Origin of the sequence: Mycobacterium lacus, assembly GCF_010731535.1 — a bacterium.
GTDB classification, from domain to species: domain Bacteria; phylum Actinomycetota; class Actinomycetes; order Mycobacteriales; family Mycobacteriaceae; genus Mycobacterium; species Mycobacterium lacus.
Genome location: NZ_AP022581.1, coordinates 3,698,402 through 3,715,038, shown reverse-complemented (window position 1 = coordinate 3,715,038; position 16,637 = coordinate 3,698,402). Strand labels below are relative to the sequence as shown.

The 16,637-nt window shown below is 62.9% G+C and carries 11 protein-coding genes and 3 pseudogenes; 10 read left to right on the top strand and 4 right to left on the bottom strand.

Annotation, left to right across the window (positions count from 1 at the left end):
* The first annotated feature begins 19 nt into the window (after window positions 1-19).
* Both mftF and mftG read left to right on the top strand, forming a co-directional pair.
* Window positions 20-1,432, top strand: coding sequence for a mycofactocin biosynthesis glycosyltransferase MftF (gene mftF, locus G6N24_RS17085; RefSeq protein ID WP_085157581.1), 1,413 nt, complete (start codon window positions 20-22; stop codon window positions 1,430-1,432).
* Between the two features lie 3 nt (window positions 1,433-1,435).
* Complete coding sequence (gene mftG / locus G6N24_RS17080) at window positions 1,436-2,875, top strand: mycofactocin dehydrogenase MftG (protein ID WP_085157585.1); 1,440 nt, start codon at window positions 1,436-1,438, stop codon at window positions 2,873-2,875.
* 140 nt (window positions 2,876-3,015) lie between these two features.
* Here mftG and G6N24_RS17075 read toward each other — a convergent pair whose 3' ends face one another.
* A complete protein-coding gene (locus G6N24_RS17075; protein ID WP_163745550.1) occupies window positions 3,016-3,180 on the bottom strand; it encodes a hypothetical protein in 165 nt (54 codons plus the stop codon).
* A gap of 391 nt (window positions 3,181-3,571) precedes the next feature.
* Between G6N24_RS17075 and idsB the strand changes: the two genes are divergently transcribed.
* The 5 genes and pseudogenes from idsB to G6N24_RS17050 all read left to right on the top strand — a co-directional run.
* Window positions 3,572-4,645, top strand: a complete 1,074-nt coding sequence (gene idsB, locus G6N24_RS17070; protein ID WP_085157591.1) for a geranylgeranyl diphosphate synthase IdsB — start codon at window positions 3,572-3,574, stop codon at window positions 4,643-4,645.
* Window positions 4,645-5,634 (top strand): 4-hydroxy-3-methylbut-2-enyl diphosphate reductase, encoded by a 990-nt coding sequence (gene ispH, locus G6N24_RS17065; RefSeq protein WP_085157593.1) that lies wholly within the window; start codon window positions 4,645-4,647, stop codon window positions 5,632-5,634. The genes idsB and ispH overlap by 1 nt, the downstream gene beginning before the upstream one ends.
* Window positions 5,635-5,663: 29 nt before the next feature.
* Entirely contained in the window at window positions 5,664-7,421 is a 1,758-nt protein-coding gene (locus tag G6N24_RS17060) for a 1-deoxy-D-xylulose-5-phosphate synthase (RefSeq protein ID WP_372514510.1), read from the top strand.
* Between the two features lie 46 nt (window positions 7,422-7,467).
* Complete coding sequence (locus G6N24_RS17055) at window positions 7,468-8,358, top strand: diterpene synthase (RefSeq protein WP_085157599.1); 891 nt, start codon at window positions 7,468-7,470, stop codon at window positions 8,356-8,358.
* A pseudogene (locus G6N24_RS17050) lies at window positions 8,333-9,565 on the top strand (type B diterpene cyclase); the annotation flags it as partial. The gene G6N24_RS17055 and the pseudogene G6N24_RS17050, both read left to right, overlap by 26 nt.
* A 217-nt stretch (window positions 9,566-9,782) precedes the next feature.
* Here G6N24_RS17050 and G6N24_RS17045 read toward each other — a convergent pair.
* Window positions 9,783-10,557 (bottom strand): annotated as a pseudogene (locus G6N24_RS17045) (DDE-type integrase/transposase/recombinase); the annotation flags it as partial.
* Between the two features lie 188 nt (window positions 10,558-10,745).
* On the opposite strand from G6N24_RS17045, the pseudogene istA reads away from it, so the two are divergent.
* Both istA and istB read left to right on the top strand, forming a co-directional pair.
* Window positions 10,746-12,298, top strand: a pseudogene (istA, locus tag G6N24_RS17035) (IS21 family transposase).
* Window positions 12,299-12,370: 72 nt separating this feature from the next.
* The gene (gene istB, locus G6N24_RS17030) at window positions 12,371-13,126 is read left to right on the top strand and encodes an IS21-like element helper ATPase IstB (protein WP_085161386.1); all 756 of its coding nucleotides are present in this window, start codon (window positions 12,371-12,373) and stop codon (window positions 13,124-13,126) included.
* Window positions 13,127-13,705: 579 nt separating this feature from the next.
* Here the strand turns inward: istB and G6N24_RS17025 are convergent.
* Window positions 13,706-14,377: an HAD family hydrolase gene (locus G6N24_RS17025; RefSeq protein WP_085161653.1), complete on the bottom strand. Its 672-nt coding sequence runs from the start codon at window positions 14,375-14,377 to the stop codon at window positions 13,706-13,708.
* Window positions 14,374-15,414, bottom strand: coding sequence for a nucleoside hydrolase (locus G6N24_RS17020; RefSeq protein WP_139822469.1), 1,041 nt, complete (start codon window positions 15,412-15,414; stop codon window positions 14,374-14,376). The genes G6N24_RS17025 and G6N24_RS17020 overlap by 4 nt, the downstream gene beginning before the upstream one ends.
* A gap of 911 nt (window positions 15,415-16,325) precedes the next feature.
* Between G6N24_RS17020 and rpsJ the strand changes: the two genes are divergently transcribed.
* Window positions 16,326-16,631 (top strand): 30S ribosomal protein S10, encoded by a 306-nt coding sequence (gene rpsJ / locus G6N24_RS17015; protein WP_003873519.1) that lies wholly within the window; start codon window positions 16,326-16,328, stop codon window positions 16,629-16,631.
* The last annotated feature ends 6 nt before the right edge of the window (window positions 16,632-16,637 follow it).

The following is a 16,637-nucleotide window of genomic DNA, read 5'->3' as shown; positions in this document are numbered from 1 at the left end:
GCCGGAGAGGGCCGCGCAAATGACCGCGACCCGGCTGCCTGACGGGTTCGCCGTGCAGGTCGACCGCCGGGTGCGGGTGCTCGGCAACGGATCGGCCTTGCTCGGCGGCTCACCGACCCGGTTGCTGCGGTTGGCGCCCGCTGCCCAGACGATCCTGTGCGAGGGCCGGCTCAAGGTGCGCGACGAGGTCAGCGCCCAGCTGGCCCGCACCCTGCTGGACGCCACCGTGGCGCATCCACGGCCAGCCAGTGGCCCGTCACATCGTGATGTCACCGTCGTGATCCCTGTCCGCGACAACGTATCCGGCGTCCGCCGGCTGGTGGCTGCGCTACGCGGGTTACGCGTGATCGTGGTGGACGACGGGTCCGTGCGCCCAATCGAACCAGACGCCTTCACCGGCGCGCACTGCGACATCGAGGTGCTGCGCCACCCGCGGAGCAAGGGGCCGGCGGCGGCCCGCAACACCGGGCTGGCGGCTTGCACCACCGACTTCGTCGCCTTCCTGGATTCCGACGTGGCACCGCGGCGCGGCTGGCTGGAGGCCCTGCTCGGCCACTTCTGTGATCCCACCGTCGCGCTGGTGGCGCCCCGCGTCATCGGCCTGTCGCAGGGCGAGAACGTGGTGGCTCGCTACGAGGCGATGCGTTCGTCACTGGATCTCGGCCGGCGCGAAGCGCCGGTGTTGCCGCATACCACGGTGTCCTACGTTCCCAGCGCCGCGATCATCTGCCGCTGCGCTGCCCTGCGGCAGGTCGGCGGATTCGACGAGACCCTGCACTCCGGCGAGGACGTGGACCTATGCTGGCGGCTCATCGAAGCCGGCGCCCGGTTGCGCTACGAGCCAGTTGCGCTGGTCGCTCACGATCATCGGACCGAACTGCGCGACTGGATCGCCCGCAAGGCGTTCTACGGCGGCTCGGCGGCTCCACTGGCCGTGCGCCACCCCGACAAGACCGCGCCCTTGGTAATTTCCGGCGAGACCCTGATGGCGTGGATCGTGGTGTCGCTTGGTACCGGGCTCAGCCGGCTGGTGGCGGTGGTGTTCGCCCTGTTGACGGGTCGTCGGATCGCCAAGGCCATGCGCGGCACCGAGACGTCGCTGCGGGATGTGCTCGTGGTCGCGGCCTGCGGCCTGTGGTCGGCGGCGTTGCAACTCGCATCGGCCGTTTGTCGGCACTACTGGCCGGTGGCGTTGGTCGCGGCCGTGGTGTCCCGGCGTTGCAGAGGGGTGGTGGTGATTGCCGCGATCCTCGATGGCGTGGTGGACTGGCTGGGCCGTAGGGGCGCCACGGCCGGGGACGGCGAACCCATCGGTTTGTTGACCTTCCTGTTGCTCAAACGCATCGATGACTTGGCCTACGGAGTCGGCCTGTGGTACGGGGTGCTGCGCGAACGCAACCTCGGCGCGCTCAAACCCCAGATTCGGATGTAACGATTGACTGCAGCCGCCCAGCACAGCGATGTACTGATCGTCGGTGCGGGAAGCGCTGGATCGGTTGTTGCCGAGCGTCTTTCGGCAAATCCCGATTGTGTGGTGACGGTGCTCGAGGCGGGCCCGGGATTGGCCGACCCGGGGTTGCTGGCCCAGACCGCCAACGGGTTGCAGCTGCCGATCGGTGCCGCCAGCCCGCTGGTCCGGCGTTACCAGACCCAGTTGACCGAGCGGCCGGTCCGCCGGCTGCTGATCGTGCGCGGAGCGACGGTTGGCGGTTCCGGGGCCATCAATGGCGGCTATTTCTGTCGCGGTCTACCGCGTGACTTCGATGGCTACCGCATCCCCGGCTGGGCCTGGCCCGACGTTGTCGAACATTTTCGCGCCATCGAAACTGACCTGGATTTCGACGGTCCCGCCCACGGCAGCACTGGACCCATTCCGATTCGCCGGACACACGAAATGACTGGCACCACAGAACGTTTCATAGCAGCTGCCCAGGGCGCGGGGTTTGCCTGGATTGCCGACCTCAACGACGTTGGAAACCCGCCGGCCGTGGGCGTGGGCCCGGTCCCGCTCAACATCGTCGACGGTGTCCGGACCGGGCCGGGGGCCGCATACCTGATACCTGCGCTGACCCGGGCTAACCTGACTGTGCTGGACCGGACGCAAGCGCTGCGATTGCGCTTTTCCGGCGCCGCCGCGGTGGGTGTGGACGCGATCGGCCCAGAGGGTCCAACGGTATTTACCGCTGACCGAATAGTGTTGTGTGCCGGGGCGATTCAGTCAGCGCAGCTGCTGATGCTCTCCGGTATCGGTGACGTGGCGATGCTGCGGGCGGCGGGTGTGGCGGTGGTGGCGGCGCTGCCGGTGGGGATACGCTGCAGCGATCATCCCGAATGGGTGCTGCCCACCAAGTGGAATGCGGCTGCCGGCCGGCCAGTGTTGGAAGTGGTGCTCAATACCGCCGATGATGTCGAGATCAGGCCTTATACAGGCGGTTTCGTGGCGATGACCGATGATGACACCGCGGGGCATCCCGACTGGCCGCACATCGGGGTCGCGCTCATGCGGCCACGTGCGCGCGGGCGGCTCACATTGGTGTCGCCCGATCCGCGGGTAGCGCTCCGCATCGAGCACCGGTACGACAGCGAGCCCGACGATATCGCCGCGCTGCGCCGGGGCACCGAATTGGCCCGCGAGTTGGTGGGTTCGGCATCCAGACTCGGGGAACCGGCGTGGTCGACGTCGCAGCACCTGTGTGGTTCCGCCCCGATGGGCACCGACGATGACCGCGACGCCGTCGTCGATCGGCGATGCCGTGTGCGTGGCATCGAGAACCTGTGGGTGATTGACGGGTCAGTGTTGCCCGGGATCACCAGCCGCGGTCCGCACGCGACGGTCGTGATGCTGGCCCACCGCGCCGCCGAGTTCGTCGAATAGACGTCAGGGCCGGGAGCAAATCGGCGGTTCGCGGCATCACAGCCTGTGGATACGCCCTCGTTGTCCCCACATCCTAGGGTGAGCCACCGCCGTCTACTGTTTCCGTCCGTACCTCCGGCGTCATCGTCTGAGCACGCCATTCAACACCGCGAACAGCGGCTCGCCTGGGATGTCTTGGGCCGCACCAAGAACACCAGCACCCGGGTGGTCTGCGGCTTGTTTCGGCCCCTTGTCGCCATCTCGATCGCCACATCCTCGATCACGATGTTCTGGTCACCCAGAACCGGCGCCAATATCCTAAACATGCGCAACGCCGGAATTCCCTTCTTCACCTCGGCTCTACGAAGAGTTCATACCATAAGCGGGGCAAGGGATTCCGACCAGTGCCTCAGGTCCGCCAACCCGCGATAACATCAGATGAGTCCCCCACTTCGCATTTACATTCAAAGCGAATGCAATCATCCGACCTGGACGCGATGTAAATCATCTGGACGCGATGCAAAGAAGTGGGCGAGTTGATTGCAGTGTCACATGGGTGCGGTGTATATGTGCCTCTTGAAAGCGGTTGGTGGCTTTTGTGGAGTGAGGCGCTCGGTACCCCAGTAGGAGGCCGCGTAGTAATCCCAATCCAACACAGGTATTGACAATTGCCCTCGGCTTGAGTATTCCTTGATCGGATTCCTTGTGTCCGATGTAATGGTAGGGGCCGCGGACCTTACGGGAGGCGCGTTGACTCTGGAGACAGGATTTCTTGGGAATATTCCTTCCGATGTTGCGCAAACATTGTTAGGACGCGTTCGAACCTCCTGTGATCCCGTGTTGCACATGGCTATCGAGTCCTTGGGTGAGCCGTTGGCGACGATGGCGGGCTATCATCTTGGCTGGTGGAATTCCGATAGATCTGAGGTAGCCGGATCGTCGGGCAAGTTCATTCGCGCCGCCCTTGTCTGTGCGGTGGCTGCGGCCTGTGGCGGTGATGCCGTCGATGCAGTCCTGGTTGCGGCTGCTGTCGAATTGGTGCACAACTTTACGTTGCTGCATGACGATGTGATGGATGGGGACACGACTCGCAGGGGACGACCGACGGTGTGGAGTGTGTGGGGCGTCGATGAGGCCATCCTGCTGGGAGATGCACTGCACGCCTTAGCGATTCGAATACTGACCGACTTGCGAGATCATTCTGTCGCACTCGAGGCGATCATGCGCTTGGAGGCGTCGTGCCTGGACTTGTGCGTAGGCCAGCTCGAGGACTGCTCATTCGAAGGCCACCAGGAAGTTACGGTCGACGACTACCTACATATGGCGGGGCGCAAGACCGCGGCGCTGATGGGTTGTTGTTGTGCCCTAGGAGCTTTGAGCGCCAATGCAGATGACCCGACGATTGCTGCGTTGGAACGGTTTGGTTATGAGTTAGGGCTTGCGTTTCAATGCGTCGATGATTTGATTGGCATCTGGGGTGACCCTGGCGTGACGGGAAAGCCAGCAGGCAATGATCTTGCTCGGCGTAAAGCGACGCTGCCGGTGGTAGCGGCACTGAACTCGAAATCCGAAGCAGCGATAGAACTCGCAGCGCTCTATCAATCTAGTGTCGCAATGACAGCGACTGATATCGATCGGGCGGCCGCGCTGATTGAGGTCGCCGGGGGCCGACTGGCCGTGCAGCGATGTGCCGATGAACAGATCCAGGCCGCTGTCGCGGCGCTGCCCGACGCCGTGAGAACCCAAGATCTGATCGCGTTGTCCGAACTGATTTGCCGCCGGGAGCGCTGATGTCCGAGTTCTTTGGCGAACCGGCCGTGCAGGAGCCCGTTGCTGGCGAATTGAAGGTGCTGTTAGCTTCGCCGCGTTCCTTTTGCGCTGGCGTAGAACGCGCTATCGAAGCAGTCGAACGGGTGCTCGACGATGCCGCTGGTCCGGTATATGTGCGCAAGCAAATCGTGCACAACAAAGTTGTGGTTGCCGAGTTGCAGCAGAAAGGTGCGATTTTCGTCGAGGACCTCGATGAGATTCCCGAACCGGCGCCACCGGGGGCGGTCGTGGTGTTCTCCGCGCATGGGGTTTCCCCGGCAGTGCGCGCTTGCGCCCATGAGCGTGGGCTGCGGGTCGTCGACGCGACCTGCCCGCTGGTGGCGAAAGTCCACGCTGAAGCCGCACGTTTTGCCGCCCGTGGTGACACGGTGGTTTTGATCGGGCACGCCGGACATGAGGAGTCCGAAGGCACGCTTGGGGTCGCCCCGCGGTCAACAATATTGGTGCAAACACCCGCCGACGTAGCGGCGCTGGACTTGCCGGAGGGCACCCCGGTGTCGTACCTGACTCAGACAACCCTGGCACTTGATGAAACGGCGGATGTGATCGAGGCGCTGCGTGCCCGGTTTCCCGCGTTGGGCCAACCCCCCTCGGAGGACATCTGCTACGCCACCACGAACAGGCAGCACGCGGTGCAGGCGATTGTCAGTGAGTGCGACGTTGTGTTGGTCATTGGCTCACGTAATTCATCGAATTCGCAGCGTCTGGTCGAGTTGGCCGAGCGAACCGGCACGCCGGCCCATTTGATCGATGGTCCCGACGACATTGTGCCCGAATGGCTGTCCTCGGTCTCGACCGTCGGCATCACCGCGGGTGCGTCGGCGCCTCCACGATTGGTCGAGGAGGTTGTTGATGCGCTGCGCGTACTGGCCCCGATCACGTTGGTGGAGCGCTCGGTGGCGACCGAGACAGTGAGGTTTGCCCTGCCCAAACAGGCGCGCGCGTTATGACGACTGCGATTCGCAACCAACACGGCGACGTGCTTACCGCGATCAGCGGTCCGTGCGACGTTCACGCGCTTCCGGAAGGCCAGCTTCCAGTGCTGGCCGAGCAAATCCGTCGACAACTCATCGAAACAGTGACAGCCACTGGCGGTCATCTCGGCGCTGGACTTGGCGTGGTGGAGTTGACCATCGCTTTGCATCGAGTGTTCACCTCGCCACATGACATCGTGGTGTTCGACACCGGACACCAAAGCTATCCGCACAAGTTGCTCACCGGCCGCGTCAAAGACTTCGCCACGCTGCGCCATGCCGATGGCCTATCGGGGTATCCCAATCGGTGTGAATCGCCACACGACTGGGTTGAGAACTCCCATGCGTCGGTCAGCCTCGCGTGGGTGGACGGCATCGTCAAAGCATTGGCCCTGCAAGGGCAGCACGATCGAGCCGTCGTCGCGGTGATCGGCGACGGTGCTCTCACCGGGGGCGTGGCATGGGAGGGCCTGAATAACCTCGGTGCGGCCGCCCGGCCGGTGATTGTCGTGGTCAATGACAACGGTCGCTCTTACGACCCCACCGCGGGCGCCCTGGCCGCACACCTAAAGCAACTTCGCCTCGGCACATTCAGCGGGTCGAACATATTTGAGGCGATGGGATTTGCCTACATCGGTCCGGTCGATGGACATAACATCGCGGACACATGTGCGGCCTTACGAGCGGCGGTTGCGGCAGCTAGGCCCGTGGTCGTTCACGCAGTGACCGAGAAGGGCCGGGGTTATCGGCCAGCCGAAGCCGACGAGAGCGACCGCATGCACGCCTGCGGCGTGGTCGACGTCGCCACCGGGCGCCCTACTGCACCCAGCCAGCCGAGTTGGACCGATGTGTTCGAGGACGAAATGGTCCGCATCGCCGAGGATCGATGCGACGTTGTCGGGCTGACCGCGGCGATGCGGCTGCCCGCTGGTCTGGGTGCGCTGTCTCGACGATACCCGCATCGGGTGTTCGATTCGGGCATCGCCGAACAACATCTGCTCGCGTCTGCAGCCGGCCTGGCCACCGCGGGAACCCATCCCGTTGTCGCGCTGTACTCCACCTTCTTGCACCGCGCCTTTGACCAACTTCTCCTCGACATCGGGTTGCACCGGTTGCCGGTGACGCTCGTGCTTGACCGGGCCGGAGTTACGGGGCCCGACGGACCAAGCCACCACGGATTGTGGGATCTGGGGCTGCTGGCCTGCGTTCCTGGATTACGGATCGCCTGTCCGCGCGACGCGCCACGGCTGCGACAACAGCTACGTACCGCGGTCGAGATTGCGGGTCCCGCGGCAGTGCGTTTCCCCAAAGGCGCCGTGGGCAAACAGATCACCGCAATACAGACAGTCGGCGGCGTCGATGTCTTGCAGGTACCACCGCCAGCCCTGCGGCGCGACGTGCTGCTGGTTGCGGTGGGCGCCATGAGCCGAGCATGCATAGACGCCGCCCGGTGCCTCAGCGACTGCGGAATCGGGGTAACGGTGGTCGACCCACAATGGATTTGGCCGCTCGATCCGGTTCTCGCCGAACTGGCCAGCCAGCACCACATCGCGGTGTGTGTCGAGGACGCGATTGGCGACTCCGGGATCGGCATGCGCCTCAGCCATCACATCGGCCGAATGGACCCACAAATACGTATGTACACCCAGGCTCTCCCATCGGCATATATTCCACACGCCAGCCGAGACCATATCCTTGCCAGCCACGGGCTGACCGGCCCCGTAATCAGCACAAGGTGCAGGTCACTGCTCAACGCTCTATAAACGCGGCCCGGCCCGCTGGACCCCGCAATCACTACGGAGAAAGAACATGAACACACCTAGCGAGGAAGAATTCATGGCGCTTTCGATGAGCGCGGTTGCAGACACCGTGCGTCTCCGCGGGCCGAAAGTTTGCGTCCTTCCCGTCGATGGCACGCGGCGCTGGTATCAGCTCGAACATGGTCAGCAACACGGCGATTATTTGCAGGCAGCCTTGCATCAATCTATTCGTATCTTCACGATGCTCTTCAGCCACGGCATCGAAACGGTGATCGCGCCGATCTTTGGCGAAGACCTGCTAGATCGCGGTGAGCGATACATCGCGCAGGCAATCGACGGAATGGCATTGGTTGCCAACGACGCGGAGGTTCTGGCGCTATATAAAGAACACAATGTCCGCGTTCATTTTTATGGTGATTATAAAAGACGACTGTCCTCGACCACACAAGGGACTGCTGTCACTGGCCTATTCGATGAACTGATGATCCGCACATCATCCAACTTGGAACACAAACTCTTTTACGGTATTTTCGGCAGCGACGCCGTCGAGGCTGTCGCGCGATCTGCTATCACATGGTACAAGACGCATCGGAAGCCGCCCACGCGAAGAGAAGTTATCGAAGGCTATTACGGAGAATATATTGAGCGAGCCGACATATACATCGGATTCGGACGCTTCACCGTCTTTGATGTCCCCATGCTCTGCTCCGGAAAGACCAGCCTGTATTATACTGCCGCCCCGACCTATTATATGAATGAAACGGTGCTCCGGAGAATACTCTACGATCATATTTATCTTCGCCATTTCCGGCCCAAGCCGGATTATTCAACGATGTCAGACGATCAACTGAATTTGCTGCGCAACAGATATCACGCTCAGCGTGACAGGGTTTTCGGTGTGGGTTGTGTTCACGATGGCATCTGGTTCGCACAGGCCTGAAGGTATGGATAATTTCAGTTTGCTGCTGGCGAAAGCGGCACTGGGCAACGGTATTTCAAGCACGGCCTATGACACGGCGTGGGTTGCCAGGCTGGGGCAGATCGATGATGGACTAGGCGACCTGGCCGTCGACTGGCTTTGTGAGAATCAGCTTTCCGACGGCTCCTGGGGCGCCGCGTTCCCTTTTTGCTACGCGGATCGACTGCTGTCCACCTTGGCGGCCATGATCAGCCTGGTGTCAGGGAACCATCGGCGCACGTACGCAAGACACGTTCAAAAGGGTTTGCTAGCCCTGCAGAACCTGGCCTCTGCTGCCGTCGAAGGCTTCGGACTCGATATGAACGATGCCACAGTCGGGTTTGAGTTGATCGCGCCGACGCTTGTGGCCGAGGCGGAGGAATTTGGCCTTATCACTGGCCACGGGAAATGCATCCTCGGTGAGCTTGCTGGAATGCGCGAGAAGAAGCTTAGAAAACTCGCCGGACAAAGAATTTCGCGGCACATCGCCGCAGCCTTCTCTGTGGAGATGGCTGGTCATGACAGGCTCCACATCCTGGATCCAGATAATCTGCGGGAGACAAACGGATCAGTCATGTATTCGCCGTCGGCGTCGGCGTACTACGCATTATATGTTAAACCCAGAGATAAGCACACCCTGGGCTACATCTCATCGATAATTCAAGCTTCCAATGGCGGCGCACCGGCGTTCTATCAAGCGGAGATTTTCGAGCTCGTTTGGTCGCTCTGGAATCTCTCGCTTATCGAGATAGATTTATCCGATCCAGAGGTCGTTGGCGCATGTCAACCTTATCTTGATCAGGTCGAACAACATTGGCACCCCGGTCGAGGGTTGGGATGGACCGGCTACTCTACGCTGGAAGATTGCGATACTACAAGTGTGGCCTATGAAGTTTTGTCGAAATTCGGAAGGTCCCCGGATCTCGCCGCCGTCTTGAGGTTTGAAGAAGCTGACTGGTTCTGCACCTACTCCCACGAAGTTGGCCCGTCAATATCGACAAATGTCCACGTGCTCGGCGCGCTTAAGCAGGCGGGTTTCGACAAATCTGATCTTCGAGTACAAAAAATTCTTAGTTTCATCCGATCAAGCAAGGAACCTGGGAGCTGCTGCTGGCGAGATAAATGGCACCGATCCGCATACTATACGACCTCGCATCTGATACGTGCTGTCAGTAATTACGATGACGCACTGTGCGCGGAGGCGATTGAGTGGATTCTTGATACCCAGCGGTCCGACGGCTCTTGGGGATTCTTCGACGGTCCGGCCACTGCGGAAGAGACCGCATACTGCATTCAAGCACTGGCGCATTGGCAAAAGCAGGGCGGCGCATTTCTAGGGACACAAATCAGACGAGCGGGTGAGTGGCTATCACGACATTGCAAGCCGCCGTACCCCCCGTTGTGGGTTGCAAAGACACTTTTCTGCTCGGAGACGGTAGTTCGGGCTGGGATTTTGAGCGCGCTGCGGCTGGTCGAGGAGAGCAATCGATGAGGCGTCGACATTGACGTGAAGGTTGACGTCTCTCCGGGGGCGATGAGTTCGTGTTCGGCCACGATGGCCCCGGTGCCCGGCTCGACGACCAGCAGCCCCCCGTGGTCGATGACAATGCTGACGCTGGCCGACCAGCCGGGTGGGCACCGAGTAGCGCGCCGAGCCGTAGCCGGCACACGCGAGCCGGTCGGCCTTGCGGGTCACCGAGGCCGCACTGATCTCCGCGCGCAGCGACGGCAACGGCGCCAACACACAGGTGCTCCACAATGCCGTTGGAGGCCGGATCGGCCGCCTCACACCAATCCGGGCGGAAACCGTAATGCGTGGCGAAACGGACATACTGGGCCGTGGGGACGGACGACCACGTTGGCGACCACCCCGCCCTTCAGACAGCCCGTCCGATCAGCCAGCACTTTGGCCGGGACCCCACCGATCGCGGCCAGCGCCTCGGCGATCATCGCCAGCGTCGTGGAGGCTTTCTGATCGGCGGCAAACCGCACGAACCGCCACCGCGAGAACGCCAGCACCGCGCAGAACACGAACAACCCCGGCGCGGCCTCGGCCCAATCGATCACCAGGTATTCACCCGGCTACCACATCACCGGGCGGCAACCCCGATGATTATCCTTGCGCCACAACGCTTTCTCCTCGGCTACCAGCCGACGGAAGTTCCGCGGCGACCCCTCATAGTGTCAGCGGTCACGCAATTCCCCAGGTTTGAGGGGTTGTCCGTCACGGAATTCCCCACCCTGGCTGTCAGGTAATTCCCCACCCTGGGCGGTGTGTCTGCCGGGTGTGGGCCTCGCACACATGTTCGCTCTTGATCCGTCGGAGTACGGCGGACGAAGGGGCACTGATGGCGAGGAGAGATATCGAGATGTTCGATCTGATCGAGTTGTACACGCATTGGCAGGCTGGTCGCTCACAGGTGCAGTTGTGGCAGTCGCTGGGGATGGATCGTAAGACGATCCGCAAGTATCTGGCCCCGGCGGTCGCCGAGGGCATTGGCCCAGGCGGAGAACCGCTGAGCGCCGAGCAGTGGGCGGCGCGGATCGCGCAGTGGTTTCCCGGACTGGATGATCGCGGCGCGCGGGCATCGACGTGGCCGTTGATCGACCGGCATAGCGACCGGATCAGGACTGGCTGCACGCCGATGTTACGGTCGCCACGATCGCGCAGCGGCTACGTGACGACCATCAGGTCGACGTGTCGGAGTCCTCTGTGCGGCGTTGGGTGGCAATGAATTTCGCCGATGAGGTGGCTCGTGCTCGGGTGAGCGTGCCGCGCGGCGAAGTGCCGCCGGGCAGCGAAGCGCAGATCGACTACGGCCGGTTAGGAATGTGGCTGAACCCGGCCACAGCCAAGCGAGTCGCAGTGTGGGCGTTTGTCATGGTGCTGTCGTGCTCGCGGCACCTGTTCGTTCGCCCTGTGGTCAGGATGGACCAAACCACCTGGTGCACTTGCCATGTCGAGGCATTCGAATTCTTCAATGGTATTCCGGCCCGGCTGGTGTGCGACAACCTCAAGACCGGGGTGGACAAGCCCGACCTATATGACCCGAAGATCAACCGCACCTACGCCGAGCTGGCCGCCCACTACGACTGCTTGATCGACCCGGCCCGGGCGTTCAAGCCCAGGACAAACCTCGTGTCGAGCGGCCGATGCCGTATGTGCGGGATTCGTTCTGGCGGGGCCGCGAGTTCACCTCGCTGGCTCAGATGCAGGGCGAGGCGGCCCGGTGGAGCCGGGAGGTGGCCGGGCTACGACATTCACGGGCCCTCGACGGCGGCCAGCCGCTGCGGGTGTTCGAAGCGATCGAGGCCGATACGTTGAAACCGTTGCCGCGCCACGCGTTCGAACTCACCACCTGGTCTATCGGCACCGTGGGGGTCGATACGCACCTCAAGGTCGGCAAGGCCCTCTACAGCGTGCCATGGCGGCTGATCGGGCGGCGCCTGCACGCCCGCACCGCCGGTGACATCGTGCAGATCTTTGCCCACAACGAGGTCGTCGCCACCCATGTGCGGCGGGCCTCGGGCGCTCCACCGACTTCTCCCACTACCCGCCGGAGAAGGTCGCCTTCGCGATGAAAACCCCACCTGGTGTCGGCACACCGCCGCCCAGGTCGGCCCCGCCTGCGAAGCGGTGATCGCCGAATTCATGCGCGACAACGCGATCCACCACCTGCGCTCGGCGCAAGGAGTGCTCGGGCTGCGCGACAAGCACGGCTGTGATCGGCTCGAAGCCGCCTGCGCCTGCGCGATCGCCGTCGGCGACCCGGCGTATCGGACCATCAAGGGCATCCTGGCCGCCGGCACCGAACACGACGCCACCACCGCCGAACCGGCCACCGGCGCCGCCGCCACTACCGCGGCGTTCCTGCGTGGCCCCGACCAGTTCGCCACCGGCGACACCGGCGGAGTCGGCTGAAAGTCACCCGGGTCCCGGAATCTGACCGAATCACAACCCACATAAGCTATTTCACAAGGAGAACACGACTTCATGGGTATTTGTGACCCCGCGCTGCGCAACGCGCTGCGCACTCTGAAACTGTCGGGCATGCTTGACACCCTCGACGCCCGGCTAGCCCAGACCCGCAACGGCGACTTCGGGCACCTCGAATTCCTGCAAGCACTGTGCGAGGACGAGATCGCCCGCCGCGAATCGGCCGCCCTGACACGGCGCATCCGCCGCGCGAAGTTCGAAGAACAAGCCACCTTCGAATCCTTCGACTTCTCCGCCAACCCGAAACTGCCCGCCGCCATACTGCGCGACCTGGCCGCGCTGCGCTGGCTCGACGCCGGCGAGTCGGTCATCCTCTACGGACCCGTTGGGGTAGGCAAAACCCATGTGGCACAAGCACTCGGGCATGCTGTAGCCCGACGCGGCGGCGACGTCCGTTTCGCCAAAACCTCTCGGATGCTCGCCGACCTCGCCGGCGGGCACGCCGACCGCAGTTGGGGCCAACGCATCCGCGAATACACCAAACCGCTCGTGTTGATTCTTGATGATTTTGCGATGCGCGAGCACACGACCATGCACGCCGACGACCTCTACGAGCTAATCAACGAACGCGCGGTCAGCGGCAAGCCGCTGATCTTGACCTCCAACCGCGCCCCCAACGACTGGTACGGCCTATTCCCGAACCCGGTCGTCGCCGAATCGCTACTCGACAGGATCATCAACAGCAGCTACCAGATCCTCATGGACGGACCCAGCTACCGGCCCCGCAAACGGCCCGGACGCAGCGTCAGCTAGACAACGCCACCGCGGGCACGGTACACATACCATCGAGGCCCGCACCTGGGGAATTCCGTGACGGCAGCCCTGGGGAATTACGTGACGGTCGACATCATAGCCGGCAGCCTTCGCGATCGGCAACAACCGCTTGGCCGAGATCCGGCCCCGCGACTTGGCCACCCGCTCAGCGACCACGTCGGCGCACCGCATCGAAATTGCGCGCCCGCGGCTCCCGCGCCGGCACACATCCCGAAATCGCCTGCACTTCGGAACCTCTCATGAGCTTGCCGGCTGAACATCACGGCCTGAACTTTGACCGATCCAACGCTGTTACATTGCTCCATCTCCGATGGAGTGGGCTTGCCTGTTGTCGCCATGCTCGGCTCTAGTGACGTTGTCGTGGGTTCTTCGACCGGTGGGGATCCGAGCGGGCGAAACTGCTCACCCATCGCGCCGACGGTGCCGAAAGGCCCCAAAGGCGGTGATCTGCCCGCTCGATCAACCCGATGCTGACGTGTCGGCCGGGGTTGGGCCGTCGCAGCGCACTCGTTGCAGTTTGCTGGGCGAAGCGTCTTGGCGATGTCCGCTCGTCATCCGTCATCCTAGTTCTGCCTTGCAGACACCTGCCTCGTCCAGGATCGCTGCAAGGCTGGACAAATCGCGCACGACGCCCTCTCGCGGTTCCCCGCAGCGATCCACGAGGTATGCGCGCATACCGGCGCACCGCGCGGCCTCGACCCAGGGAGCGACGTTGTCGAAGAACAGGCACGATGTCGTCGCAACGCCTAGGGCCTCCGCAATCGCTCGATAGGCCCGTGGGTCGGGCTTGGCTGCCCCGATCATCTGGGAGCTCAGCGCGACGTCGACGAGATCATCCAGAGCGGCCCTCAGCAGCATGCGGCGCGGGCTCACCAACATGCTGTTGTTCGTGAGAACGCCGACTTTGAGTCCGCGCCGCCGCGCCTCCTCCAACGCTGGCCGCGCGTCTGTGTACCCCTCAGCAAACACTGTGTAATCGAGCCGCACCAGCTCGTCATGTGCCTTAGGGCCAAGCCGGAGTTCGCGCGCAACGTTCGACAGAAATGCGCGAATTTGCTCGAATTCGTCGATCTCGTCGTCGATGGCTCGCCCGGCGCGCCAGGCATGCCAGCGGTGTCCCAGCTCGTCCATCGGCAGGCGCGTGATACGCCGGAGCTCGTCCTGCGCGCGCTCCCAATCGAAGCTAATGAGCACGCCGTCACGGTCAAAAATAGCCGCGTGGATATTCAACCTGTCCTCCATTTACGGGCCGTGATTGCGTGCATGAACATGCTGGCGATGCGGTCCGCCGCGACCCTCATCACGACGTTCGCATTGTCTTTCCCCAGGGCCGCAATGGTAGTCAAATAGGCCCCAAGATCGAACCCTGCGTCCATGGCGGCTCGCGTCACCGCTGCTTCGAGGTTGTCTAGGTCGTCGTACATGGGAATCTTTTCGGTGGCAGTCAACCCGATGATGGACTGACCACGGGTGAGCGAATCTCCCTCGGTAACCACCTTTACGCAGGCTGGGCGGACGTCGAGTCCGACCGATGGGACCGCAGCGTAGACGGCAGCGACGACGTCCGGTAGGCCGAGCTGCCCCTCCGCCATAGTGGACATGACGGTGGCGTAGCGCGACAGCGGGCCGGCTAGGAAGCGCGCCGCGGGCGAATCGGCGGCACAGAGCGCGTGGACTTCCTCGTCGGTGAGGACGAACTCTGCGTGCGCGTCGCGCACGATGAGCTCAACCGGGAGCGCCTGGGCCAGGACCTCTGCTGCGCTTTCCGGATCCTGCCAGAAATTCATCTCGGCAACGGGCGTGATGGAGCCTCCCACCTTCGCGCCACCGAGCACGACGATTTGGGAAAAGCCATGCAGCACACCTGGATCCGCGGCAGATACAGCTGCGAGGTTGGTGAGCGGACCAAGTGTCAACAGAATGGCGTCGGGATGCGATCGAAGGACGTCGCGATAAAAGCGGGCGACGTTGCGATCGCGCGGGGTGAAATTGTTTCGCGGCGCGAACCCCCACAGCCCATCGTCGCCGTGCAGTAACGCGCCGAGGTGACTTTGTGGCCGTGCGCGGGGCACCGCAGCACCGACAGCGATTGGAACGTCGCTATGCCCTAGGCAGTCGAGGAGGGCGAAGACGTTTGATGCGGCATTCTCGACGGATGTGTTGCCGAAGACAGTGCTGACACCTATGACTTCGACGGATGGCTCAGCGCTGACCAGCAGCCAGGCCAGGGCGGCCGCGTCGTCCACTCCCATATCGGTGTCGACCAAGATTTGCCTAATGGACCCGGTCCTCCAAAATTACCAACGGATGGTGTCTTGAAGAGAATTGAAGCATTTAAGGTGCCGCGTGACTCGTGGAAAATTCATTCGTCGCCCTTGTCGCCGGGCGATCGGAACGATGTCAACACGAGAGAGGGCAAGGCGAACCCACCCCCGTGGAGCGTGTGGAGGCGCGTGGGCTGCAGCGCCATGTGCAACAGACAGGCGGGCCAGCGTGACGCGGACGCCGGTCGCGGTCAGTACAGTGGCGCGGCTGGTGCGCGGCGTGGGATGTCGACGCGGCGAGTGCGATCGTCGGGTCTTGGTCGGATACTCCCGCTGGCGTCTTGACACCCGTGCGTTCGACCGCGTTTGCCGCCAGATAGCCATGCCGACAGGTGGCCGGGACCTTCGGCAACGCTTTCTTGTCGCTCGTCTTGTGCCGAACCCGGCGTACCCGAAGGTCGTACGCAACGTCGAGGAGGCGCGCAGACGATCTGGTCTCCGCATCGGAGACGCATGTGCCGAACACTACTTGGGTGCCGGCGCGCTGCCGATGTAGTGGACCGCTCGCAACGCAACCCATGGCCAGCCGGGATTTGGCGGACACCGTGATCTAAGGCATACTGTTCAGGTTGCCCTGCGCCAGGTTTGTGCCTGGTCGGGCATACGACCAGCGCCCACAACGGGCGCGTCCGGTCCCAACCTTGGAGTGCGGCCAATTTTGGCCTTGAAATGAGCGCGACAGGGCTGCGTGCGGGCGACACGCCCGAGCGCGGGGGCCGGTGGACCTACGACAGGAAAACAGCGGCGCAGTATCCGGCGCAACGCTAAGTCGGTCCAGATGGGCCGGGCTGAGCGGCGCGCTGGGGGAAACCGGCCCGGACACGGGCCTCAAGTTGGAGTGAGGTAGGAGAAGCGTGGCGGGACAGAAGATCCGCATCAGGCTCAAGGCCTACGACCATGAGGCTATTGACGCTTCGGCGCGCAAGATCGTCGAAACCGTCGTTCGCACCGGTGCCAGCGTCGTGGGTCCGGTGCCGCTGCCGACCGAGAAGAACGTGTATTGCGTCATCCGCTCTCCGCACAAGTACAAGGACTCGCGAGAGCATTTCGAAATGCGCACTCACAAGCGGCTGATCGACATCCTCGATCCGACGCCGAAGACCGTCGACGCCCTGATGCGCATCGACCTTCCGGCAAGTGTCGACGTCAACATCCAGTAGGAGCTC